This is a genomic window from Pseudomonas sp. Irchel s3a12, from assembly GCF_900187485.1.
Lineage (GTDB): Bacteria > Pseudomonadota > Gammaproteobacteria > Pseudomonadales > Pseudomonadaceae > Aquipseudomonas > Aquipseudomonas neuropathica.
Map to the genome: position 1 here is coordinate 191,418 of NZ_FYDN01000003.1, position 23,981 is coordinate 215,398.

17 protein-coding genes are annotated in these 23,981 nt (G+C 60.1%); 8 read left to right on the forward strand and 9 right to left on the reverse strand.

Translation table 11 applies throughout. The features are described from left to right. Positions 1–19: 19 nt before the first annotated feature. On the reverse strand, positions 20–298 hold the full coding sequence (locus tag CKW14_RS30150; protein ID WP_095049626.1) for a helix-turn-helix transcriptional regulator: 279 nt from the start codon (positions 296–298) through the stop codon (positions 20–22). Positions 299–542: 244 nt separating this feature from the next. Here CKW14_RS30150 and CKW14_RS07080 point away from each other — a divergent pair, with 244 nt between their 5' ends. Further along, positions 543–3,500, forward strand: coding sequence for an autotransporter domain-containing protein (locus tag CKW14_RS07080; protein WP_095125056.1), 2,958 nt, complete (start codon positions 543–545; stop codon positions 3,498–3,500). 199 nt (positions 3,501–3,699) lie between these two features. Next, the gene (locus CKW14_RS07085; RefSeq protein ID WP_095125057.1) at positions 3,700–5,877 is read left to right on the forward strand and encodes an autotransporter outer membrane beta-barrel domain-containing protein; all 2,178 of its coding nucleotides are present in this window, start codon (positions 3,700–3,702) and stop codon (positions 5,875–5,877) included. A 179-nt stretch (positions 5,878–6,056) separates the two neighbouring features. On the opposite strand, the gene oadA is transcribed toward CKW14_RS07085, so the two are convergent. Next, positions 6,057–7,865, reverse strand: coding sequence for a sodium-extruding oxaloacetate decarboxylase subunit alpha (oadA, locus tag CKW14_RS07090; protein WP_095125058.1), 1,809 nt, complete (start codon positions 7,863–7,865; stop codon positions 6,057–6,059). An 11-nt stretch (positions 7,866–7,876) separates the two neighbouring features. After that, on the reverse strand, positions 7,877–9,292 hold the full coding sequence (locus CKW14_RS07095; protein ID WP_025112637.1) for an acetyl-CoA carboxylase biotin carboxylase subunit: 1,416 nt from the start codon (positions 9,290–9,292) through the stop codon (positions 7,877–7,879). 190 nt (positions 9,293–9,482) lie between these two features. On the opposite strand from CKW14_RS07095, the gene CKW14_RS07100 reads away from it, so the two are divergent. Beyond that, positions 9,483–10,445 (forward strand): LysR family transcriptional regulator, encoded by a 963-nt coding sequence (locus tag CKW14_RS07100; protein ID WP_095049622.1) that lies wholly within the window; start codon positions 9,483–9,485, stop codon positions 10,443–10,445. Here the strand turns inward: CKW14_RS07100 and CKW14_RS07105 are convergent. From CKW14_RS07105 to CKW14_RS07115, 3 genes are all read right to left on the reverse strand, one after another. Then, on the reverse strand, positions 10,387–10,590 hold the full coding sequence (locus CKW14_RS07105) for a PA3496 family putative envelope integrity protein (protein WP_095125059.1): 204 nt from the start codon (positions 10,588–10,590) through the stop codon (positions 10,387–10,389). The two genes, CKW14_RS07100 and CKW14_RS07105, sit on opposite strands and share 59 nt — an antisense overlap. Positions 10,591–10,829: 239 nt before the next feature. Continuing rightward, a complete protein-coding gene (gene hexR, locus CKW14_RS07110; RefSeq protein ID WP_007962240.1) occupies positions 10,830–11,696 on the reverse strand; it encodes a transcriptional regulator HexR in 867 nt (288 codons plus the stop codon). Positions 11,697–11,823: 127 nt separating this feature from the next. Further along, the gene (locus CKW14_RS07115) at positions 11,824–14,694 is read right to left on the reverse strand and encodes a GGDEF domain-containing phosphodiesterase (RefSeq protein ID WP_095125060.1); all 2,871 of its coding nucleotides are present in this window, start codon (positions 14,692–14,694) and stop codon (positions 11,824–11,826) included. Positions 14,695–14,951: 257 nt separating this feature from the next. On the opposite strand from CKW14_RS07115, the gene uvrD reads away from it, so the two are divergent. The 3 genes from uvrD (at position 14,952) to CKW14_RS07130 (ending at position 18,854) form a co-directional block, all read left to right on the forward strand. Next, positions 14,952–17,135, forward strand: a complete 2,184-nt coding sequence (gene uvrD, locus CKW14_RS07120; RefSeq protein ID WP_007912069.1) for a DNA helicase II — start codon at positions 14,952–14,954, stop codon at positions 17,133–17,135. A 297-nt stretch (positions 17,136–17,432) separates the two neighbouring features. Continuing rightward, positions 17,433–18,308 (forward strand): Tim44 domain-containing protein, encoded by an 876-nt coding sequence (locus CKW14_RS07125; protein WP_095049619.1) that lies wholly within the window; start codon positions 17,433–17,435, stop codon positions 18,306–18,308. A 138-nt stretch (positions 18,309–18,446) separates the two neighbouring features. Then, positions 18,447–18,854, forward strand: a complete 408-nt coding sequence (locus CKW14_RS07130) for an SMI1/KNR4 family protein (protein ID WP_003187120.1) — start codon at positions 18,447–18,449, stop codon at positions 18,852–18,854. A 21-nt stretch (positions 18,855–18,875) separates the two neighbouring features. Here CKW14_RS07130 and CKW14_RS07135 read toward each other — a convergent pair whose 3' ends face one another. Further along, a complete protein-coding gene (locus CKW14_RS07135) occupies positions 18,876–20,639 on the reverse strand; it encodes a cation:proton antiporter (protein ID WP_007912064.1) in 1,764 nt (587 codons plus the stop codon). A gap of 279 nt (positions 20,640–20,918) precedes the next feature. Here CKW14_RS07135 and CKW14_RS07140 point away from each other — a divergent pair, with 279 nt between their 5' ends. Then, positions 20,919–21,401, forward strand: coding sequence for an acyl-CoA thioesterase (locus CKW14_RS07140; protein WP_003229693.1), 483 nt, complete (start codon positions 20,919–20,921; stop codon positions 21,399–21,401). Between the two features lie 104 nt (positions 21,402–21,505). Here the strand turns inward: CKW14_RS07140 and pdxY are convergent, their stop codons facing one another. Continuing rightward, entirely contained in the window at positions 21,506–22,378 is an 873-nt protein-coding gene (gene pdxY / locus CKW14_RS07145) for a pyridoxal kinase PdxY (protein ID WP_095049617.1), read from the reverse strand. A gap of 117 nt (positions 22,379–22,495) precedes the next feature. Between pdxY and CKW14_RS07150 the strand changes: the two genes are divergently transcribed. After that, positions 22,496–22,909 (forward strand): DUF3301 domain-containing protein, encoded by a 414-nt coding sequence (locus tag CKW14_RS07150; RefSeq protein WP_026000521.1) that lies wholly within the window; start codon positions 22,496–22,498, stop codon positions 22,907–22,909. 78 nt (positions 22,910–22,987) lie between these two features. On the opposite strand, the gene CKW14_RS07155 is transcribed toward CKW14_RS07150, so the two are convergent. Then, the gene (locus CKW14_RS07155) at positions 22,988–23,953 is read right to left on the reverse strand and encodes a GTP-binding protein (RefSeq protein WP_095125061.1); all 966 of its coding nucleotides are present in this window, start codon (positions 23,951–23,953) and stop codon (positions 22,988–22,990) included. Positions 23,954–23,981: the final 28 nt, after the last annotated feature.

A 23,981-nucleotide genomic window follows, 5' to 3' on the forward strand; every position in this document is an offset into this window, starting at 1 on the left:
TTGCGGGCTGCGTCGGGTTTTAATGGGGCTCTCGGCGTATCCGCACGACGCCCATTTTCAGGCCAAACAATCGGAATATTGAGTCCAACGACCTCAACGTCTGATTACCCTCAGCGTGCTCTATGTGTATCAACGTGCGGACCGAAATTTTGCACATCTTAGCGAATTGGATTTGATGCAGCCCTGTCACCTCCACTCGTAAACGGCGGACAGCTTCGCTGATGTCCAATGTCCCGTCGGCCAGCGCTTCTTGGATGCTTTCGATGAGCGCCATGCGCTCAGCTACCGTCAGGCTCATTGCAGATCCCACGCTTTCATTTCCTCTACTTTTAAATACATTTCAACAGAGCCTTCATTGATGCCGGATGCAATGTAGTGCATTCAAAGCCTGATAGAACGCCAAAATCTGCAACAAAATGCAGATTTACTCCTGACAAGCGAAATCTGAATGCAAAACAATGCAGATCAGCAACCGACATCATTCTGTAAAAACCCTTCGCTATACAGGACGGCCCGTCTTATAACAAAAAGGCCGTCCGACCATGCCGTTCCCGCCCCAGCGTCTGTCTCTCGCCATTGCCCTGTTGATCACCGCCACGGCAGCCCACGGCAAAACCGTGCAGATCGACACCGCCACCACGGCAGCGCAAACGCTGGGAGGCAGCGATACGCTGACGATTTCCGCACCGGGCAGCATCACCAACAGCGGCAAGGCCGTGAGCCTGAAAGACAAGACCAGTAGTGAAGGTGTGGTGATCGATAACGCCGGCAAAATCGTTTCCAGCGGTGGCCGGGCCATCGACAGCAGCGGTGACCTGACCCAGGCGCGCAACTACACGATTTACAACCGCAGCGGCGGGCAGATTCTCGGCGCCAACGATGCTTTGCGCATCGACAGCAACTTTGTCAGCGGCAGTCTGTTGATCGACAACAGCGGCGTGATTCGCTCCACCACCGGCCAGGGACTGGACCTCGATGCGCTACGCAGTGCCGGCGTGAAAACCACCATTATCAACCGCGTCGGCGGGCTGATTCGCGGCGACGCCAGTGACGGCATGAAGACCGGCGCGAATGCGATGATCAGCAACTATGGCGAGATTTCCACCGGCGATTCGCACAATGCCGACGAGAAATTCGACGGCATCGATATCGATTCCGCGAGCGGCGTCAGTGTGACCAACTACGGGGTGATTTCCGGTGGCCGCCATGGCATCACCACCGACCTTGGCGCGACGCTGATCAACTACGGGCAGATCACCGGCCGTAATGGTTCCGGCTTCGGTTCCGACGGCGATGGCACGGTGATCAACCACGGCACCATCACCGGGGCTTACTCAGGCTTGCAAGCGAACGGTGACGGCGACGGCGTGGACATCGACAAGATCGCCCACATCGAAAACTACGGGACCATTCAGGGCGTCGGTGCGGGCGGTGTGGACAAGGGTGGTTTCGCCAACGGCAGCGAGGGTATCGCGCTGGGTGGCGGTTCCATCCTCAACGCCAGCAACGCTTTGATCAGCGGTGCCGACAGCGCCATTCTGGTCGACGATGGCAGCGGCGGCTCGGGACTGGCGGCGACCACGCTGGAAAACTTCGGCACCATTCAAGGCCTCAACGGTTTTGGCGTGAAGTTCGTCGGTGATTTCGCCGACAACGTCATCAACGGCGGCACGATCAGCGGCAGCAATGGCCTGGCGCTGGATCTGGGTGGCGGAAACGACAGCCTGACCTTGCGCAACGGCAGTCGCTTTGTCGGCGTGGTGGATGGCGGCAGCGGTTACGACCGGGTGGTGATGGACGATGCGGCCGGTGGCAGCTTCGGCGCCAGTCGCAACTTCGAATGGTTGGAGGTCAAGCAAGGCGCGTGGACGCTGTCCGGCAGTGGCGATTTCAGCGACGGCGGCGCGGTGCGCAACGGCGCAACGCTGATCAATCAAGGCAGCATCGCTGGCAACCTGACCGTCGACGCGGGCGGTGTGTATGCCGGTGGCGGCTCGGTGGGCAATCTTAACGTTAACGGCATTTTGCACACGGACACCGGACTCGGCCGCGCCACGATTGTTCGCGATTTGACCATGGGCAGCACCGCCACTCTCGCCTACGGTGTCAACGCCGACGGCAGCAGCGCGCCCGTGCAGGTTGGCGGCATCGCCAATCTCAACGGCGCAACCCTCGCGGTGAATCCCGGCAGCGGCACCTATCCATGGCAGAGCCACTACACCGTGCTGCAAGCGGCGCAGGTCAACGGCACTTTCGGCAAGGTCAGCAGCGACTATGCGTTCCTGACGCCGACCCTCGCCTACACGCCAACCCAGGTCGACCTGACCTACACCCGCAATGACGTGGCGTTCAATGAGTTCGCCACGACCGGCAACGGCAGCAACGCCGCCAACAGCCTCGCCTCAATCGGCAAAGACAATGCGTTGTACAACGCCCTGCTCAATACCAGCCAAAGCAGCGCTGGCGCGGCAATCGAGCAACTGGCCGGCGCCAGCAACGCCAACCTGACCAGCGCCACCCTCGGCGCCAGCAGTCAGGTCGGCAACAGCATGCTCTCGGCGATGCAGCAAATGGGCGGCAGCCCGGGACTGCTGGTCGGCCTCGATCAACGCGACACGCCCGTGCTGGCGGCCAACGGCGTGCCGACCGAGGCGCGCAACCTGAATGATCCGAACGCTCGCGGCCGGCTCTGGCTGCAAGGCATCGGCGGCTACGGCAAGCTCGATGGCGAACACGGCAGCAGTGGTCTGGAGCAACGCACCAAGGGCAGCGTGCTAGGCGCCGACTGGGTACTGAATCCGGCGTGGCGTCTGGGCGTACTGGGCGGCTATTCGAAAACCGATCTGGACGCGACCGGCGTCGACGGCAACGTCGAGAGCTGGCACGCCGGCGTCTACGCGCTGCACCAGAACGGCCCGATCGCTTTGCGCCTCGGCGCGGCGTACAGCGGCCATCAGGGCGAAAGCAAACGCACCATCGCCTTCAATGGTTTCAGCGACCGCCCGAAAGGCGACTACGATGCCGATAGCCAGCAAGCCTTCGCCGAACTCGGCTATGCCATGGGCAGCGGGCGCCTCAGCGCCGAACCATTCGCCAGCCTCGGCTATCAGCGCTACCACCGCGACGGCTACCAGGAAAAAGGTGGCGCCGCCGCACTGCAAGTCGACAGCCAGACCCAAGACAACTTCAGCAGCACCTTCGGCCTGCGCCTAGCGCACCTGAGCAGCCTGGACAACGGCATGAGCGTGACCCCGCGCATGGCCGCTGGCTGGAAACACACCTATGGCGATGTCAGCAGCTCGACTCGTCAGGCCTTTATAACCGGCGGCACGGCGTTCAGTGTCGATGGCAGCTCGCTGGATCGCGACAGCCTGGTGCTGGAAGCCGGGCTGGATGTGGGGATCTCGGCGCGGCACACGCTGGGTGTGGGATACAGCGGTGAGATCGGCAGCAACAGCCGCAATCACGGTTTGATCGGGCAGTGGCAGATGAGTTTTTGAGGTTGAACAGTCGGCGGGGGCTGGATTGATTGTAGGAAAAAGGACCGCAGCAGCCGAGTAAAAGTCTTGGTTGCGAATCTCGCGGTCATTTTCTACAAAATGATGCGATGTCGCCTGCAAGCCTACGGGAAGCAGCCGACATCGGATTTTCGGGTGCATCAATAGAGTTGGGTCTTCTTCCAAAGAAAGGCCCAACCCGATGCCCACTCAACACATATTCAAACCAAAACACTTGGCTTTGGCCATTTCGCTGGCGCTGGGTTGCGTAGCGGTCGCCAACGCTCAGCAACCCTCTGAAGTCGCTGATTCACCCGCAATAATGGATGCTGCAGAATCGTCCGAAACCAGCCATAAAGAAATGGCGCTTGAACGACTCAGGGCATTTCTCACTGCCCCAAGTACGGTGCCCATCGCTTTTGAAACCCCTGAAAAGACTTTTAAAGGTACCGCTGTAAACGATCTGATCACGCTCACGGACGGCGCAAGCTTTACGGGCCTGCTGGATGGTGGCGAGGGGGATAACGTCCTCTTTTTGAATGCCGCTGAAGGCGGAGAGTTGAAAGACACACGTAACTTCAACGGTCTATTTCTCGCTCGAGGAGCCTGGACGTCGAGTTCCAAGGGAGACTTCAAGGAGGGCGTGCTGGTCAACAGCGGTACCGCGTTGACCAATCTGGGGAGCATCAAGGGCGACGTGTATGTCGAGAGCGGTGGCAGCTTTGCCGGTAAAGGTGTGGTGGGAAGCCTGGAGGTCGCCGGCCTGCTCACCGTCAATGAGGTGCTAGGCAGCCCGCGCGTGAAAGGCGACTTGCGCTTGTCCCCGACCGCCGAACTGGCTTACGAGGTCACCCCCGGTGGCAGTCAAACGATCAAGGTTGATGGCACCGCCAAGCTGGAAGGCGCCACCCTGAAAGTCGTTGCGGCTCCGGGAGAATATCCGCAAAGCAGACAGTACAAAATCCTCGAAGCCGGCAAGGTAGAAGGCGAATTCGGTACGGTCGTTAGCGACCTCGCCTTCATGACAGCCACTGCGCAATACAACAAAAAGTCCGTCGGGCTGACTTACGCCCGTAACGGTGAGCCGCTTTCGAGCGCTGCCACGACAGACAACGCTCGTGCCGCTGCCGAGGGCATTGTCGATCCAACAGCACCTGCGCCATCTGCGACACCAACGCCATTGACGGCGTCTGCACCAGCTCCAATTTCTGTTCCTGTTCCGACTTCAGCGCCGACTCCCATTGCAGAGTCCACCCCTTCGCCAATGCCGGACGAACCTCTTACTGCGCAAGTTAACGAGTCCGCCGAACAGCCCGCACCTGCGCCAATAAAACCTGCAAACGCAGCAGTCGCCGCGCTTCTGACCAGCGACAAAACCACCGCACCGGTCGCCCTCGAACAACTCGCCGCCGGCAGCAACGCCAACCTCGCCAAAGCCACACTGAGCAGCATCACTCCGGTGAGCGCGAGCATGCTTTCGGCCATGCAGCAACTGAATAGCCGTTACGGTTCTGCCTACAGTTCCGGCAACTCGCCGCGTCAGGCCGCCGGCGCTGCCGATTCCGGGCGCGTGTGGATTCAGGCGCTTGGCCATGGTGGCAAAGTCGACCGCAACTTCGACAGCACCCTCAAACACGCTACCCAAGGCCTGGTCATGGGCGCCGACTGGCGGCTCAACGAGCAATGGCATGTCGGCCTGGTCGGCGGTAAATCGCAGACCAGACTCGATGCCCGGCAATACGATGGCGAACTCGACAGCTGGCACCTCGGTGCCTACGCCGCACGTCAGGACGGCCCCTTCTCACTGCGTCTCGGGGCGACCTACGCCAGTCATGACGGCGCCAGCAAACGTCGCGTGGCCTTCAACGGCTTCAGCGATCGCCTCAAGGGCAACTATGACGCCAACACCCAACAAGCCTTTGCCGAACTGGCGGTCAACATTGGCCGGCACAACGCGACGCTCGAACCGTTTGCCAGCGTCGGCTATCAGCGCTATCAACGCGACAGCTACCGTGAAAACGGTGGGGATGCGGCGCTGGAAGTCTTCGGACAAACCCGCGACAACCTCAGCAGTACGTTTGGCCTGCGCACGGCGAAAATCAATCGGCTGGACAACGGCATGACGCTGACACCGCGATTCAGTGCCGGCTGGAAACACACCTTTGGCGAGATCGAAAGCGACACCCGCCAGCAACTGGTCAAGGGCGGCAAACGCTTTGAAATTGCCGGTGCCGCGCTGGATCGCAACAGCCTGTCGGTGGATGCAGGCCTCGATCTCGGGCTGTCTGCCAATCACACGGTCGGTGTGGGTCTCACGGGTGAAATGGCCACTGACAGCCGCACTCATGGCGTAATGGGCCAATGGCGCATGGCGTTCTGACTGACACAACATTCTTTGTAGGAGCTGCCGAAGGCTGCGATCTCTTGATCTTGTTTTATGAACGCCAAACAACATCAAAAGATCGCAGCCTTCGGCAGCTCCTACAGGATCAAAATACGCAAAAAAAAGGGGAGCACATGCCCCCCCGAGGTTTAAAGCGTTGGATCGCGGCCGTTATCTCAGCCCTCGATCTCGATCAGAATTTCACCCGGATTCACCCGATCACCCTTGGCCACATGAATCGCGGTGACTTTGCCCGCGACCGCAGCCTGGACTTCGGTTTCCATCTTCATCGCTTCGGTGATCAGCACAGCCTGGCCGGCCTTGACGGTATCGCCCTCCTTGACCAGGACATCGACGATGTTGCCTGGCATGGTGGTGCTGACGTGGCCCGGCGCCGACGCCTGCTTGCGTTTGCTGCTGCCTCCGCTGACAAATTCGTTGAGCGGTTCGAACACCACTTCTTCCGGCATGCCGTCGATGGACAGGTAGAAGTGACGCTTGCCTTCGGCCTTCACACCGACACCAGTGATGTCGACGCGATAGGTTTCGCCGTGAACGTCGATGACGAACTCGGTCGGCACGCCTTCGCCACCCGCTTTTGTCACACCGCCCACTTCAGGAATTGGCAGCAGCACTTCCGGGGTGAGGGTGCCGGCGGCACGCTCTTCGAGGAACTTGCGGCCGATGTCCGGGAACATGGCAAAGGTCAGCACGTCTTCTTCCGACTTGGCTAAGGCGCCGATGTCAGCACGCAGCTTGGTCATTTCCGGCTTGAGCAGATCGGCCGGACGCACGTCGATGACTTCTTCACTGCCGATCGCCTGGCGACGCAGCTTCTCGTCGACCACGCCCGGCGCTTTGCCGTAACCGCCTTGCAGATACAGCTTCACTTCGTTGGTGATGGTCTTGTAGCGCTCGCCGGCCAGCACATTGAAGAACGCCTGGGTGCCGACGATTTGCGAGGTCGGGGTCACCAGCGGCGGAAAGCCAAGGTCCTCACGCACGCGCGGGATTTCCGCCAGCACTTCGGCCATGCGGTTAAGAGCGCCCTGCTCTTTCAACTGATTGGCGAGGTTGGAGATCATCCCGCCCGGCACCTGGTTGACCTGCACACGGGTGTCGACGGCAGTGAATTCGCTTTCGAACTGGTGGTATTTTTTGCGCACGGCGTAGAAGTACAGACCGATCTCTTGCAGCAGTTCCAGGTTCAGGCCGGTGTCGTACTCGGTGCCCTTGAGCGCTGCGACCATCGACTCGGTGCCCGGGTGGCTGGTGCCCGAAGCGAAGCTGGAGATCGCGGTGTCGATATGATCGGCGCCGTTTTCGATCGCCTTGAGCTGGCACATGGTCGCCAGACCGGCAGTGTCGTGGGAGTGGATGAACACCGGCAGCGATTGCTCGGCCTTCAACGCGCGAACCAGTTCACCGGTGGCGTACGGGGTCAACAATCCAGCCATGTCCTTGATCGCCACCGAGTCGCAACCCATGGCTTCCATCTGCTTGGCCTGAGTGACGAACGCATCGATGGTGTGCACCGGGCTGGTGGTGTAAGCGATGGTGCCCTGTGCATGTTTGCCGGCAGCCTTCACCGCTTCGATGGCCACACGCAGGTTCCGCACGTCGTTCATCGCGTCGAAGATACGAAACACATCGATGCCGTTTACCGCAGCTTTAGCGACGAAGGCTTTTACTACGTCGTCGCTGTAGTGGCGGTAGCCCAGCAGGTTCTGCCCGCGCAAGAGCATTTGCAGACGAGTGTTAGGCAGCGCCGCGCGCAGTTGGCGCAGACGCTCCCACGGGTCTTCTTTCAGAAACCGTACGCAGGCGTCGAACGTCGCCCCGCCCCAGCACTCCAGCGACCAGTAGCCGACTTTGTCGAGCTTGTCGCAGATCGGCAGCATGTCTTCGGTGCGCATGCGGGTGGCGAGCAGCGATTGGTGAGCGTCGCGCAGGATGGTATCGGTGACAAAGATCTTCTTGGACATTGTTGTATTCCTCACAGGCCTGCGTGGGCGGCGATGGCGGCGGCGATGGCCAGGGCCAGCTCTTCGGGTTTGCGCTTGATCGAGTAGTTAGTCAGTTCAGGGTGGCTTTCAACGAAGCTGGTATTGAACTGGCCGCTGCGGAATTCCGGGTTGCGCAGAATTTCCTGGTAGTACGCGGCGGTGGTCTTCACACCTTGCAGACGCATGTCGTCGAGGGCACGCAGGCCACGGTCCATCGCCTCTTCCCAGGTCAGCGCCCAGACCACAAGCTTCAGGCACATCGAATCGTAGAACGGCGGAATGGTGTAGCCGGTGTAGATCGCTGTGTCGGTGCGCACGCCCGGGCCGCCGGGGGCGTAGTAACGGGTGATCTTGCCGAAGCTCGGCAGGAAGTTGTTCTTCGGGTCTTCGGCGTTGATACGGAACTGCAAGGCGAAACCACGGTGCTGAATGTCTTCCTGCTTCACCGACAACGGCAGGCCGGAAGCGATGCGAATCTGTTCGCGGACGATGTCGATCCCGGTGATTTCTTCAGTGATGGTGTGCTCCACCTGCACCCGGGTGTTCATCTCCATGAAGTACACCTCGCCCTCGGCGAGCAGGAACTCCACGGTACCGGCGTTCTCGTAGCCCACCGCCTTGGCCGCTCGCACCGACAGGTCGCCGATGTAGGCGCGCTGTTCCGGGGTCAGTTGCGGGCTCGGGGCGATTTCGATGAGCTTCTGGTTACGGCGCTGGATCGAGCAATCACGCTCGAACAGGTGCACGACGTTGCCGAAGCTGTCGCCGAGGATCTGCGCTTCGATGTGCTTGGGATTGACGATGCATTTTTCCAGGAACACTTCGGCAGAACCGAAGGCCTTGGTTGCTTCGGAAATCACCCGAGGGAAATTCTGTTCGAGTTCTTCGCGGCTGTTGCAGCGACGGATACCGCGACCGCCACCACCGGAAGTGGCTTTGAGCATCACCGGGTAACCGATGCGGTCGCCCTCGGCCAAGGCTTCTTCGATGTCCGCTACGTTACCTTCGGTGCCCGGCGTCACCGGTACACCGGCCTTGATCATGCTGCGCCGGGCTTCGGTCTTGTCGCCCATGCGGCGAATGACTTCCGCCGACGGGCCAATGAATTTGATGCCGCGCTCGGCGCAGATGTCTGCCAGCTCGGCATTTTCCGAAAGGAAACCGTAACCGGGGTGCAACGCATCGCAGCCGGTTTCAACCGCCAGGTTCACCAGCTTGCGCGGGTTCAGGTAACCGGCCAGTGGCTCGGCACCGATGCTGTGGGCCTCGTCCGCGCGCTTCACATGCAGCGCATGGCGGTCGGCGTCGGAAAAAATCGCAACCGAGCGAATGCCCATTTCGGCGCAGGCTCGCACGATTCGTACGGCAATCTCACCACGGTTGGCGATCAGGATCTTTGTTATCACTTGGAGGTTCCCTTGAGCCGGTGGCACCACGACCTGCTAGACCCAGGTCGACGCGTGACCAAATGTTTCAATTCAGTCGCAGGTCCACACTAGCGCTCATGAGGGATTAACAAAAATGAATAAAAATTGGGTTAGCCATAAGTAAAGACTTATAGTTAAACAATCAGCCTGCCGACAGAGCCTATAAGAAATGCGTAAGTCATTGATGCGTATGACATTGCGTCAGTTGCAGATCTTCAACGAAGTGTGTGATTTACGCTCTTACAGCCGCGCAGCCGAGGAAATGTCGCTCACGCAACCGGCCGTCAGCCTACAGATTCGTCAGCTCGAAGAGCTGATCGGGCAGCCATTATTCGATTACGTCGGCAAAAAACTCTACATGACCGAAGCCGCCGAAGCACTTCAGCGCGCCAGCCGAGACATCTTCGGGCGTCTGGAAAACCTCGATATGCAACTGTCCGACATGCAGGGTTCGCTGCAGGGCCAATTGAAACTGGCGGTGGAATCCAGCGCCAAATACTTCGTGCCGCACCTGTTCGCCGCGTTCAAGCGTCAGCACCCGGAAGTGAATCTGCAACTGACCGTGGTCAACCGTGGCCAGGTGATTCGCAGGCTGTCCGACAACCGCGACGATCTGGTGATCATGTCGATGGTGCCGCAGGACATGGGTCTGGATTTCCTGCCGTTCCTCAACAACCCGATTGTTGCCGTGGCGCGCCCGGATCACCCGCTGGCACACATGGGCCCGCTGCGGTTGCAGGATCTGGAACCCTACACGCTGCTGATCCGCGAGCCCGGCTCGGGCACACGACTGGCCTGCGAAGAGTACTTCAAAGAGAAACGCGTGCACTTCACCCAGACTCAGGAAGTGGCCTCGGCCGAAGCTCAGCGTGAATGTGTTCAGGCGGGTCTGGGCCTGGCGCTGTTGACGCGCCACGCCCTGAACCTGGAACTGGCGACCGGCGGGCTCGTCGAGCTGCCGGTCGAGGAATTGCCGCTATTCCGTAGCTGGTGTCTGGTGCAAGCCAAAGCCAAACGCTTGTCACCGGTGGCGCACGCCTTCCTGGCGTTTATCCGTAGCGAGCGCGTGCAGATCAGCGCGTTGGTTGAGCGCTTCGACGGGAAGCTGCGGGTGCTGCCTGCCAGTGAGTGATCTCGGGAAAGTCGCCGATTTCGGCTTGAAGCTGACGGAGTTCGAAGCGATCTTCGATAGCGCGGCGAAACTCCATGCGGCGCTGGTCTTCCTGCTGACGACGGGTTTTCGCGGCGCTGTTGCGTTCTTCGTAGGGCTGAGCCATTTCGAGTCTCCCAAGGCGATGACGGGAGTTTCACGATAGGCGGCGGGGATGACGGTTTGGCTGCGTGTCGATGACAGTGCGATGAAACTTGCGCAGGGTTGTGGTGTTTTTGAGGACGCCTTCGCGAGCAGGCTCGCTCCCACACTTGATCTCGGTATGACACAGAATTTGTGTACCCCGAAGATCCCCTGTGGGAGCGAGCCTGCTCGCGATTAAGGTCGGAACGACCTTAGATGACTTCAGTCATCCAGCGCTTTCACGGCTTTCGGCGACAAGCGCAAGCTGCGCAGACTGCGCTTCACGCTCTTCAGGTGATTGACCAGACTCGGCCCACGCGCCATCGCCACGCCCATCGCCAGCACGTCAATCACTACCAGGTGAGCAATACGCGAAGTCAGCGGCGTATAGATTTCGGTGTCTTCGTGCACATCGATCGCCAGATTGACGGTCGACAATTCGGCCAACGGCGTCTGGCTCGGGCACAAGGTAATCAGCGAAGCGCCGCTCTCACGCACCAGATTGGCGGTGATCAGCAGATCCTTGGAACGCCCGGACTGCGAAATACAGATCGCCACATCGGTCGGTTTCAACGTCACCGCCGACATCGCCTGCATGTGCGGATCGGAATACGCCGCTGCAGTCAGCAGCAAACGGAAGAACTTGTGCTGCGCATCCGCCGCCACTGCACCCGAGGCGCCGAAGCCATAGAACTCGACCCGCTGCGCCTGCGACATCAGTGTCACCGCACGCTGCAACTCAACCGGATCGAGCTTCTCGCGAACCTCCATCAAGGTGTGCAACGTGGTGTCGAAGATCTTCAGGCTGTAGTCGGCGACCGAGTCGTCTTCATGGATCGCGAACTGGCCGAAGCTGGCACCGGCCGCGAGGCTTTGCGCTAACTTCAGTTTGAGATCCTGAAAACCGGAGCAACCGATGGCGCGACAGAAGCGCACGATGGTCGGCTCGCTGATGCCAACGCTGTGGGCCAGGTCGGCCATGGAACTGTGCATCACCGCCGCAGGGTCAAGCAGCACGTGGTCGGCGACCTTGAGCTCCGACTTGCGTAACAGGTGACGTGACTGGGCGATGTGTTGCAGCAGATTCAAGGGGCTGGACTCTTCTTATGGGCAAGGATGTAGCACGCTTGTAGTTATACTACATGAATTGGCTTTTTGCCTGCTCAATGCGTAACTCCATGTCCCCATATCAGGCGCGATGGGGTGTATGTAGCCCTTAAAACGGTTTTTCCTGTTCGCGCAAAAGCCCGGCCAGACCGCTCGCCTCCACCGGCCGGCTGATCAGATAACCCTGCACTTCATCGCAACGCTCGGCGCGTAAAAATTCCAGCTGCTCCTGGCGCTCGACACCTTCGGCGACCACTTTCAGTGACAGCCCATGGGCCATGGCAATGATCGCGCGAGTGATCGCCGCATCTTCACTGCCCTCCCCCAAACCGCGAATGAATGCCTGATCGATCTTCACGTAATCCACCGGAATGCGCTTGAGGTAACTCAGCGACGAATACCCGGTGCCAAAATCATCGATGGCCAGTTTCACCCCCAGATCGCGCAGTTGCTGGAAGGTCGCGATGATGTGCTCGACGCTGTCGAGCAACTGGCTTTCGGTCAGTTCCAGTTCGAGGTAGTGCGGCGCCAGTCCGGTTTCCTCCAGCACCTGCCGCACCAGACTGACCAGTTTGCCCTGACGCAGTTGATGCACCGACAGGTTGACCGAAACACGAATCGGCTCCAGCCCCTGACGCTGCCATTCACAGGCCTGCCAGCACGCCTGACGCAGGACGAATTCGCCGATCGGCCCGATCAGACCGGTTTCCTCGGCCAGCCCGATGAAGTCCCCCGGCGGCACCTGGCCCATGGTTGGATGATCCCAGCGCACCAGTGCCTCTGCCGCATTCAAACGCCCGGTTTGCAGGCACAGCTTCGGTTGATAGAACACTTTCAGCTGCTTGTCTTCGATGGCCTTGCGCAGATGGTTTTCCAGCTGCAAGCGCTCAAGGGTGCTGGCCTGCAGGCTTTCGGTGTAGAACTGGAAGTTATTGCCGCCGAGGTGTTTGGCATGCTGCATGGCCATGTTCGACTGGCTGACCAGTGCGGAGATTTCCCGGGCGGTGTCCGGCAGCATGCTGATGCCCATCGAGGCACTGACCACCAGCTCATGCCCTTCGACCGTCAGTGGCAGGCGCAACTTGCTCGACAGGCGCGTGGCGACCCGGGCCAGACTTGAGAGATTGCCGTAGGCATCGAACAGTACGGCGAACTCGTCACCGGACAAGCGGGCGATGGTGTCCGCTTCCGGCAAGGCGTTGACCAGCCGGCGCGCCATTTTCTGCAGTAACTGATCGGCAATCTCATGGCCGAGACTGTCGTTGAGCAATTTGAAGCGATCCAGATTGATGTGCAGCAACGCCAGGCTGCGCCGGCCCTGACGCGAGCGCTGATGCGCTTCATGCAAACGCTCGCGGAACAGCGAGCGGTTGGCCAACCCGGTGAGCTCGTCGTAATGGGTCAGATAGCGCATGCGCTCTTCGGATTCGCGGCGTGCTGACAGATCGGCGAAGAAGCCGACGATATGGCTGACATTTCCCCGACCATCACGCACTGCATTCAGTTGCAGCCACTGCGGATACAGCTCGCCATTCTTGCGCGTCTCCACCAGTTCGCCCTGCCAACTGCCGTGCTGCTCCAAGGCATGACGTATCGCCACGTAATGACGGCGGGCGTCGCGGCTGCACGGTAGCTCGACGACGTTGCGCCCGAGCATGTCTCCGATGTCGTAGCCGGTGACGCGGCTGAACGCCTGATTGATTGCGATCAACGCGTAATTCGGGTCGAGAATCACGATGCCTTCACTGGCCGCTTCGAATACGGTCGCCGCCAGGCGCTGCTGCTCTTCGAGGCTTTTGCTGGCGCTGATGTCGCGGCGGGTGCCGACCATGCGGATCACCCGGCCGCTGTCGCTGCGCTCTACGGCGCGGCCTCGGTCTTCGATCCACACCCAATGGCCATCGCCGTGACGTACGCGGTATTCGATCTGATAGTCCTCGGTGCGCCCCTTCAAGTGCTCGATCAACGCGTATTTCAGCGTCGGCACATCGTCTGGATGCAGACGTGGCTTGAGGTCGCGCAAAAGTGCCGTGACGTATTCCGGAGCGAGGCCGAACAGTTCCTGAATCTGCGTGTGGTGGACCTCATCGGTTTGCAGGTTCCAGTCCCACAGCCCCAGCTCACTGGCCTTCAGCGCCAGCGCCAGCCGCGCTTCGCTTTTGCTCAGGGCCTGATTGGCCGCGTCCAGTTCAAGGCTGCGCTGTGCCACGCGGTCTTCGAGTTCGACCTGCGCTTCACGCAACTTGCCCTCGGCGCAGCGGCGCTGATCGATTTCTTTGGCCAGTTCCTGATTGAGCTGTTCGCTGCGCGCCTGCGTCTGTTGCAGGTGTTCGATCAAGCGCTGATTCTGGAAGCGCCGCAGCAAGCCCCGATCAATCAGCCGATTGACTTGCCACGCGACCACGCTCAGCGAGCCGAGCAGGATCAGACCGAGCCAGCCCCAACCGCGCGCCTGCTCGTCACCGCCCCAGAACAGATAACCGATCGCCGGCAACAGGCAGGGCAAGGTAAATGACAGAAACGCTGGCAGGCTCACCGCGTAGGCGACGCTGGCCGAGAGGGTTGCGGCGCCGATCAGGCCGAACACCCAAGCCTGCTGGATGAAGTTGTCGGCGGGCACCAGGGCAATGCCGGCGCCGGCCAGGGTCAGGCCGGTCATGGTCGAGCCGAGCAGAAACATCCGCCGCCAGATCGGTTGCGCCTGACGATCAGGGATCGCCGAATCGAACGCCGCCACCTGAATCACCCGCAACGCCACCAGCGACAGCAACCACACCAGCCAGACGCTGACCACGAAATAGCGCTGCGGGCTCCAGAGCAAAGCGGCGCAGACCAGACCATTGATCAACATGAACAACGTGGGCAACAACGAGCCCTGATACAGCAGACGCGTGCGCTCGACCGCCATCTCGACGGCATAGTGCTTGCGGATAACCCGGGGATCCACGGAGGGGCCCGACAGTTCGGAGCTGAGGGTCATGGGCAACGTTCTTGTTCTTATAAGGAGGGCGTGCGCCCGAAACGTGGACGGAGCATACACAAGCCGATCCCGTTGCCAAACTGCTCCACATCATAATTTCAGCGAAACTTTTCCGTCCTTTGCCACCGGCCAAACCCTTGGAGCGCGGCGGGCCGATGCCTGTAGCCAGTGACCGACCGGTCGTCATCGACGGGAGTTTCATCGGCTAATGCAAAGCTCGGTTTGCCCGGGCCTGCGGCGCACCCTAGAATGCCCCGATGCGCGATGATCTCTCCCTTCTGCTGAACTCCCTCAACGATGCCCAACGCCAGGCCGTAGCAGCCCCCGTTGGCCGTCAGTTGGTCCTGGCCGGTGCTGGCTCCGGTAAAACCCGAGTGCTGGTGCACCGTATCGCCTGGTTGATCCAGGTCGAAAACGCCTCGCCCCACTCCATTCTGTCGGTGACCTTCACCAACAAGGCCGCTGCGGAGATGCGTCACCGCATCGAGCAGTTGCTGGGGATCAACCCGGCCGGCATGTGGGTCGGTACCTTCCACGGCCTGGCGCACCGCTTGCTGCGGGCGCACTGGCAGGAAGCCGGCCTGAGCCAGACTTTCCAGATTCTCGACAGCGATGACCAGCAACGACTGGTCAAACGGGTGATCCGCGAACTCGGCCTCGACGAGCAACGCTGGCCGGCGCGTCAGGCGCAGTGGTTCATCAATGGCCAGAAAGACGAAGGCCTGCGTCCACAACACATTCAGGCCAGCGGCGATTTGTACCTGGCGACCATGCGCGGCATCTATGAGGCCTATGAGGCGGCGTGCCAGCGTGCCGGCGTCATCGATTTCTCCGAACTGCTGCTGCGTGCCCTCGACCTGTGGCGCGATCACCCGGGCCTGTTGGCGCATTATCAAAAGCGCTTTCGGCACATTCTGGTGGACGAGTTCCAGGATACCAACGCCGTGCAGTACGCCTGGTTGCGCCTGCTTGGCAAAGGCGGCGACAGCCTGATGGTGGTCGGCGACGACGACCAGTCGATCTACGGCTGGCGCGGCGCGAAAATCGAGAACATTCATCAGTATTCTTCCGACTTCGCGGATTCGGTGACCATTCGTCTGGAGCAGAACTACCGCTCCACCGCCGGCATCCTCAAGGCCGCCAACGCCTTGATCGCCAACAATACCGGGCGTCTGGGCAAAGAGCTGTGGACCGACGGCGGCGACGGCGAAGCGATCAATCTGTACGCTGCGTTCAATGAACACGACGAGGCACGCTACGTTGTCGAAACCATCGAAAGCGCGCTGAAAACCGGCTTGGCCCGCAGCGATATCGCGATTCTGTACCGCTCCAACGCCCAATCGCGCGTTCTCGAAGAAGCCTTGCTGCGTGAGCGCATTCCCTACCGCATTTATGGTGGCCAGCGCTTCTTCGAACGTGCCGAAATCAAGAACGCCATGGCCTACCTGCGTTTGCTCGAAGGTCGCGGCAACGATGCAGCGCTGGAACGGGTGATCAACGTGCCGGCCCGAGGCATTGGCGAAAAAACCGTCGAAGCCATCCGCGATCACGCACGCCACAGCGATGTGTCGATGTGGGAAGCGATGCGCCAACTGGTCGCCAATAAAGGCCTGACCGGTCGCGCCGCCGGTGCGCTGGGTGCGTTTATCGAGCTGATCGAAAACCTCGCCGCCAAGTGCATGGAAATGCCGCTGCACCTGATGACGCAAACCGTCATCGAGCAATCCGGGCTGATCGCCTATCACGAAGCGGAAAAAGGCGAGAAAGGCCAGGCCCGGGTAGAAAACCTTGAGGAACTGGTCAGCGCCGCGCGCAACTTCGAGAACACCGAAGAGGATGAAGAACTGACGCCGCTGGCGGCGTTCCTCGGCCATGCTTCGCTGGAAGCCGGGGACACTCAGGCTGACGAACACGAAGACAGCATTCAGCTGATGACCCTGCACAGCGCCAAAGGCCTGGAATTCCCTTACGTGTTCCTCGTGGGCATGGAAGAAGGCCTGTTCCCGCACAAGATGAGCCTGGAAGAACCGGGGCGTCTCGAAGAAGAGCGGCGTCTGGCTTACGTGGGGATTACCCGGGCGATGCAGAATCTGGTGATGACCTATGCTGAAACCCGACGCCTGTACGGCAGCGAGACCTACAACAAGGTTTCGCGCTTTGTGCGCGAAGTACCGAAAGGCCTGATTCAGGAAGTGCGCTTGTCGAACAGCGTCAGCCGACCGTTCGGCGGCAATCAGTCGATGAGCGGCAGCAATCTGTTCAGCGGCAGCGAGATTCCGGAAACGGGTTTCAGCCTCGGTCAGGCGGTACGCCATTCGATCTTTGGTGACGGGGTGATCCTCAACTTCGAAGGCGCCGGCGCCCAGGCACGGGTGCAGGTGAACTTCAGCGAAGGCAGCAAATGGCTGATGCTCGGTTATGCCAAGCTGGAAGCAATCTGATACCAGTTTTGCTGTTTTTGTGGGAGCGAGCCTGCTCGCGAATGAAATCGCTGCGGTTTATCTGATAGACCGCGGTGCGGCTTTCGCGAGCAGGCTCGCTCCCACAGGGTTTGGTGTTCTGACCAACAATCCTGCGGAACCTATCTCCTTTTCCTACAGCCAAAAGTACACGCTCTTATTGCCTCGCGAAGCTGAACGCGACCTGTCAGGCAAAAGCCCGAAACACTCTCTCGCTAGCCAGTAACACTTCAGCTGTGCAACATGGCGCGCGTGTCTCCACAAACGGGAATTCCCTTTATGAAACGTTTTCTTAGCATCGCCATGGCGTTGTGCATCGGCCTGACGATGAGCCTCGACGCCAACGCCAAGCGCTTTGGTGGTGGCAAAAGCGCCGGCGCTGCGCCGACGCACCAGACCAGCCAGATGGCTCCTTCTTCTCCAGGTGTCGGCGGCGCCGCTGCGACCGCAGGTGCTGCCGGTGCCGCTGGCGCTGCTGCCAAGGCCGGCGGTGCTTCGAAATGGCTCGGCCCTCTGGCCGGTATCGCCGCCGGTGGCCTGCTCGCTTCCATGTTCATGGGCGGCGGCTTCCAGGGCATGCAGATCTTCGACATCCTGATCATGGCCGTGATCGCGTTCGTGATCTTCCGCTTCATCGCCGCGCGTCGCCGCAAGCAGCAAGAGCAATTCGCTCCGGCCGGCGCGCCGATGCAGCGTGAAGTGTTCGAGCAAAAGCCTGCCGCCATGGGTTCGATCTTCGGTGGTTCGGCTGCACCTGCTGCCGCCCGTCCGGTGATCAACGCGCCGGCCTGGTTCAACGAGCAGAACTTCCTTGAAGCTGCACGCAGCCACTTCCAGTCGCTGCAGCAGCACTGGGACGCCAACGAAATGGACAAGATCGCCGAGTTCGTGACCCCGCAAATGCTTGAGTTCCTCAAGCGTGAGCGTGCAGATCTGGGCGACGCTTTCCAGTCGACCTACATCGACAATCTCCAGGTGCAACTGGATGGTGTGGATGACCGCGCCGACAAGACCATCGCCACCCTGACCTTCAGCGGTGTGTCGAAGACCTCGCGTTTCGACCAGGGCGAAGTGTTCAGCGAAAGCTGGAACATGGAACGTCCGCAGGGCGACAACCAGCCTTGGCTGGTGGCCGGTATCCGCCAGAACGGCTGATCCCCTCTGCGTTAAGCATGCGGTAACAAAAACCCCGGACTTGTCCGGGGTTTTTCTATTTCGCGGTTGCATCTATAGCAAGCTACTGTATAAACCGGCCCATATAAACCGCGCCATTCAAGCAAGAGGATCCCGGACGTGGAAGAAATCATCGAACAACTGCGCGAAGCCAACGAACCGGTACCGGTTCCCCTGGAGTTGCCTGACGAAGATCTGCTGGTCGAAATCGAAGAACAACTGTTCATCGATATTCCGTTTGTCTTCAGGGAGTTTTTGCTGACCGTCAGCGACGTGGTTTACGGTAGCCTCGAACCGGTGACTGTCACCGACCCACAATCCCACACCTACTTGCCGGATGTGGCCGCCAACGCCTGGGATGCCGGTGTTGATCGCAGCCTGATTCCAATCTGTCAGGACGGCGATGACTACTACTGTGTCGAAGAGGATGGCACGGTGGTGTTGTGGCAGGCCGAAGAAGAGTTGATTGCCGAGGAAACCTGGGAGTCGGTGTGGCACTGGGCGCGAGACGTCTGGCTGGAAAGCTGATCAGCCAGCCGCCCCGGCAGGTCAGTGCCCCGACGACTCCTTATGGTTGTCGAGGGTTTCCAGCAAGGCCACCTGCATCCGCGTGTGCACGCGGATGAACCAGCGCCAGAGCAGCGCCGCCACGGCGGCCGCGACCACGGCGATCAGTACCAGCAACTTGTTGGTCGGCAAGATACTGGCCGACAAGGCTGCCAGCAGCAGGAAAATCACCAGCAGTGAGAGAATCGGGATCACTTCGGAGATCACCCGGCGCACTCGCTGCGTGTGACGCCCGGCCATCTCCGGCTTCACACCCATCTCCGCCAGCAGCATCGACAACGCCTTGAGCTTGCGATAAGCGGCGATCAGGAACGGCAACGACACCAACAATGCACCGCCCCAGATCAACGCCTTCTGCCAGCTCGGATCGCTGATCCAGTCTTGCAGCCACAGCGAGATGCGTTCAGCGAAATACGCGCCGGCGAAGAAGATCGCGATCACCAGCGCCAGGTTGACGCCGACTTGCAGCAAGATCTTGCGAATGATTGACGCCAGCATTGCACCCTCGCCTTGCGGCTGAATGCTGCGCAGCCATTCGCCATACATGCCCAGCACGCGGCCGAGAGGCTTGGGCACAGCCGCGGACAACTTGATCGACAGCGGATCAGCCGCGCGGATCAGATACGGCGTCAGCAAAGTGGTAATCACCGACACCGCCACGGCAACCGGGTAGAGGAAGTTACTGGTCACCTGCAACGTCATCCCGAGAGCGGCGATGATGAAGGAAAATTCGCCAATCTGTGACAGGCCCATCCCCACGCGCAGTGAGGTGCGTCCGTCATTGCCGGCGATAAACGCTCCGAGACCGCAGGACAACATCTTGCCGAGTACAACGGCTACGGTGATCACCGCAATCGGCCACGCGTATTCGAGCAGAATCATCGGGTCGAGCATCAGCCCGATGGCGACAAAGAAGATCGCGCTGAACAGGTCGCGAACCGGCTCGATCAGACGCTCGATTTTTAGCAGTTGTCGCGACTCGGCCATGATCGCGCCGATCAGGAACGCACCAAGTACCATGCTGTATTCGAGTTTGACTACGAGCAGGCAGAAGCCGAAACACAGGCCGAGCACGGTGATCAGCAGCATCTCGTTGCTTTCGAATTTGGCCACATAGGCCAGCAATCGCGGCACCAGCAGAATGCCGATGACCAGCGCGACGATCATGAACAGCGACAGTTTGCCAACCGTGGAAAACACTTCTCCGGAACTGACCGTGCCGCTGACGGCGATGCTTGAAAGCAGTGCGATGATGCCGATGCCGAGGATGTCTTCGACGATCAATACGCCGAAGATCAACTGCGCGAAGCGCTCGTTCTTCATCTTCAGATCGTTGAGGGCCTTGACGATGATGGTGGTCGAGGAAATCGCCAGAATCGCGCCGAGGAACAGCGAGTCCATGGTGTTCCAGTCGAACCAGCGGCCGATTTCGTAGCCGATCCAGATCATCAGGACGATCTCGAGGAACGCCGCGATAAACGCTGTGGCGCCGACCTTGAACAGCTTGCGCAGGCTGAACTCCAGACCCAGGCAGAACATCAGGAAAATCACCCCGAGTTCGGCGAGGGTCTTGATGGTTTCTTCGTCGTGGATCAGACCGAACGGCGGGGTGTGCGGGCCGATGATGAAGCCGGCGACGATGTAACCGAGCACCACCGGCTGTTTGAAGCGATGAAACAACACGGTCACCACACCTGCGACCAACATGATCACTGCCAGGTCTTGAATAAAACTGATGGCATGCATGGCGTGGGCTCCTTGAATGACGAGGCTCGCGCACAGACGTCAGAAATGTCTGAGCGAGCTAGGTAAAAATCCGCTTTTGATGTGGGAATTGCCCTTGAGGCGGGCTTTTGCAGGGTAACACCGCGACTTCCGCCTGGAATGCGGTGCAATATAAGGAAACAGATCGATTCCGGCGTGACGGCGGCCAGTCGCCCGGCGTCCCGATAACGGTGCTTTTGAAAAGCGACCAGGCACCCGCAGAGGTGCTTCCAGCAATCAGCCTTGATCCGTGAGAACGTTATGGAACCCGGAAACGCCCAGCTGTCGATGACGGTACTGATGACCCCCGACATGGCCAACTTCTCTGGCAATGTCCACGGTGGCACCCTGCTCAAATACCTCGACGAAGTGGCCTACGCCTGCGCGAGCCGTTATGCCGGTCGCTACGTGGTGACGCTGTCGGTGGATCAGGTGATTTTCCGCGAGCCGATCCATGTCGGCGAACTGGTGACCTTCCTCGCGTCGGTCAACTACACCGGCAACACCTCGATGGAAGTCGGCATCAAAGTGGTCACCGAGAACATCCGCGAGCGCTCGGTGCGTCACACCAACAGCTGCTTCTTCACCATGGTCGCGGTGGATGACCAGCGTAAGCCGGCCGCCGTGCCGCCGCTGCAACCGCAGAACAGTGAAGACAAACGTCGTTACATGCAGGCGCAGCAGCGTCGGCAGATTCGCCAGGAGCTGGAGAAGCGGTATCAGGAGATCAAGGGCGACGCCTGAGATTTGTAGCGTCAAGAAATCGCTATCGCGAGCAGGCTCACTCCTACATTGGAATGCGTTTCCCTGTAGGAGTGAGCCTGCTCGCGATTGGATTCAACGCGGTCTTAAAGACTGATCGCCGTCGCCTCGAACTTAACCCGAGGATGCGCAATCCGGTCCTGCGCCCGCACCAGCTGCAACTCATAACTGGCGCACGCCTGAGTTTCCAGCAACACCTCATGCACCGCCGCCGCCGTGAATTCAAACGCGGCTACCAAGCTGTCACCCAGCAGCACCCGCGCCAGGAACAGGCCGGACGTCAGATCGCCCACACCCACTGGCTGACGCGGGAACGCCAGCAACGGACGGCGCAGATGCCAGCTGCCTTCAGCCGTCACCAGTAACATTTCAAAGCCATCGGCCGGTTTGCCCGGATAATCCAGATGCTTGACCAGTACTACTTTCGGCCCGCGCGCCAGCAAGGCCCGCGCCATTGCCAGGCAATCGAACAGCGACTGCGGCTTGCGCCCGGAAAAACTGTCCAGCTCCAACTGGTTCGGACACATGATGTCCGCCACGGCCGCCGCCTCTTCCAGCAGGAAATCGCTGACCTCGGTCGGTACGCTGCAGCCCTTCTCCGGATGGCCCATCACCGGATCGCACAGATACAGCGCCTTCGGATTGACCGATTTGATGCGCTCGACGCCGCTGAGAATCGCCCGGCCCTGCGCCGCGCTGCCGAGGTAACCGGACAGCACCGCATCGCAATTGCCCAGCTCGCCAATCGCGGCGATCCCTTCGACCAGCTCGGGAATCTGCTGCGGCGCCAGCACTTCGCCGGCCCACTGACCGTACTGGGTGTGGTTGGAAAACTGCACGGTGTTAAGCGGCCAGACATTGACCCCGACCCGCTGCATCGGAAAAACCGCGGCGCTGTTGCCGGCGTGGCCGAACACCACGTGAGACTGAATGGCGAGCAGATGAGGCGTACGTTTCATTCGGGTCATTCCGTAAAACGATTGAAATTCAAGCCGCGCAGTATGCGACGAAACGCAGCCTGTACGACAGACCGGCGACGCAGTTAAGCTGACGCTATCTTTTGGAGTTCGATGTTGATGCTGACCCTGGAAAACATCTTCGTGCTGATACTGTTCGCCGCTGCCGGCGCGTGGCTATGGCACAACCACGGCTTGCGCGAACGAGCGCTGGAGCGGGTCAAGCAGCATTGCCTGAACGTGCGGGTCGAACTGCTCGATGGCAACGTCGCCCTGAAGAAAATCGGTTTCATCAAGGACGCCAACGGTCGCCGACGACTGGCGCGGGTGTACAACTTTGAATTCACCGTGACCGGCGAAACCCGGCATAACGGCACCATCACCCAGTTTGGCGCGCACAGTGCGCAGATCGAACTAGCGCCCTACCCGGCACCGTTCGACGACACGCCGCCAGTAGTGGAAGTGCACAAGCCGCGGGCGGAAGTGATCGAGTTGAGCCAGTGGCGGCAAGAACATACCAAGTGGAAGCCTTAAAAATCAAAAGATCGCAGCCTTCGGCTGCTCCTACAGGGAATCCCATGTAGGAGCTGCCGAAGGCTGCGATCTTTTGATCTAACTTTCCCGACACCCCGACAAACCCTGCTGCAGCTCATCAATGTTTTGCGGATCGACGAAGATCAGCTCAATCCGCGAATCCTTTCGCCACTCACTGACCTGCCAAATCAACTCGGCATTATCCAAAGCATTCGCAGACACCCAACCCTCCGAGCTGTGGATAACCAGTTTCGCCCGCTGCCAATTGAGGCTGGCTAGCCAGTCAGCAATGTGCCGCTTGTCGAACGTCTGCCCCGGATGCCAACGCCAACCAATACTCCAGCCCCCTTCCTGCACCTGACTCAGGCAAATCGGCAGCGTCGGATCAGTCCAGACGGCCGGCATTTGTCCTAATCCCTTGGGTACGGCCAAGTTATCCAAACCGTTGACCGCTTTTGCGGCTAGGCCCGGCAGTTCGCCCAGGTTTAGTTGCGCCTCTTGAGTCCAGACCAACGGCACTGCCGGCAACTGGCTGGCGATTTTTCCCCTGGCCCTGTCATCAAGGTTTTCAGCCTTGTTCAACAACAGCAGGCCAGCGGCTTCCAAGGCTTCTTGTTGCGCTGCGGGCAAGGCTTTCCCCGCCTGCAGCGCCTGAGCATCCAGCACCAGCACACACGGCTGCACCGCCAGCACACCTCGCCACGGCGCCTCATTCAACTGGCTAATCAGCTGCGCCGGATGCCCCAGCCCGGACGGTTCGATAAACAACCGATCTGGCTTCGCCTTGCGCAGCAACCGCCCCAGGCCAATCTGAAACGGCGCGCCGTTGACGCAACACAGGCAACCGCCGGCCACTTCGCCCAGTGCGATACCCTCGGCGTCACTCGTCAACAGGGCGGCGTCGATGCCGATCTGGCCGAACTCGTTGATCAGCACCGCCCAGCGCTCGCCAGCCGGCCGCTGAGCCATCAGTTGACGAATCAGGCTGGTCTTGCCGGCGCCCAAAGGGCCAGCAATGACATGGGTAGGAATGTTCTGCAACATGGCATGAAGCTTTCTTGGGAGATTCAAA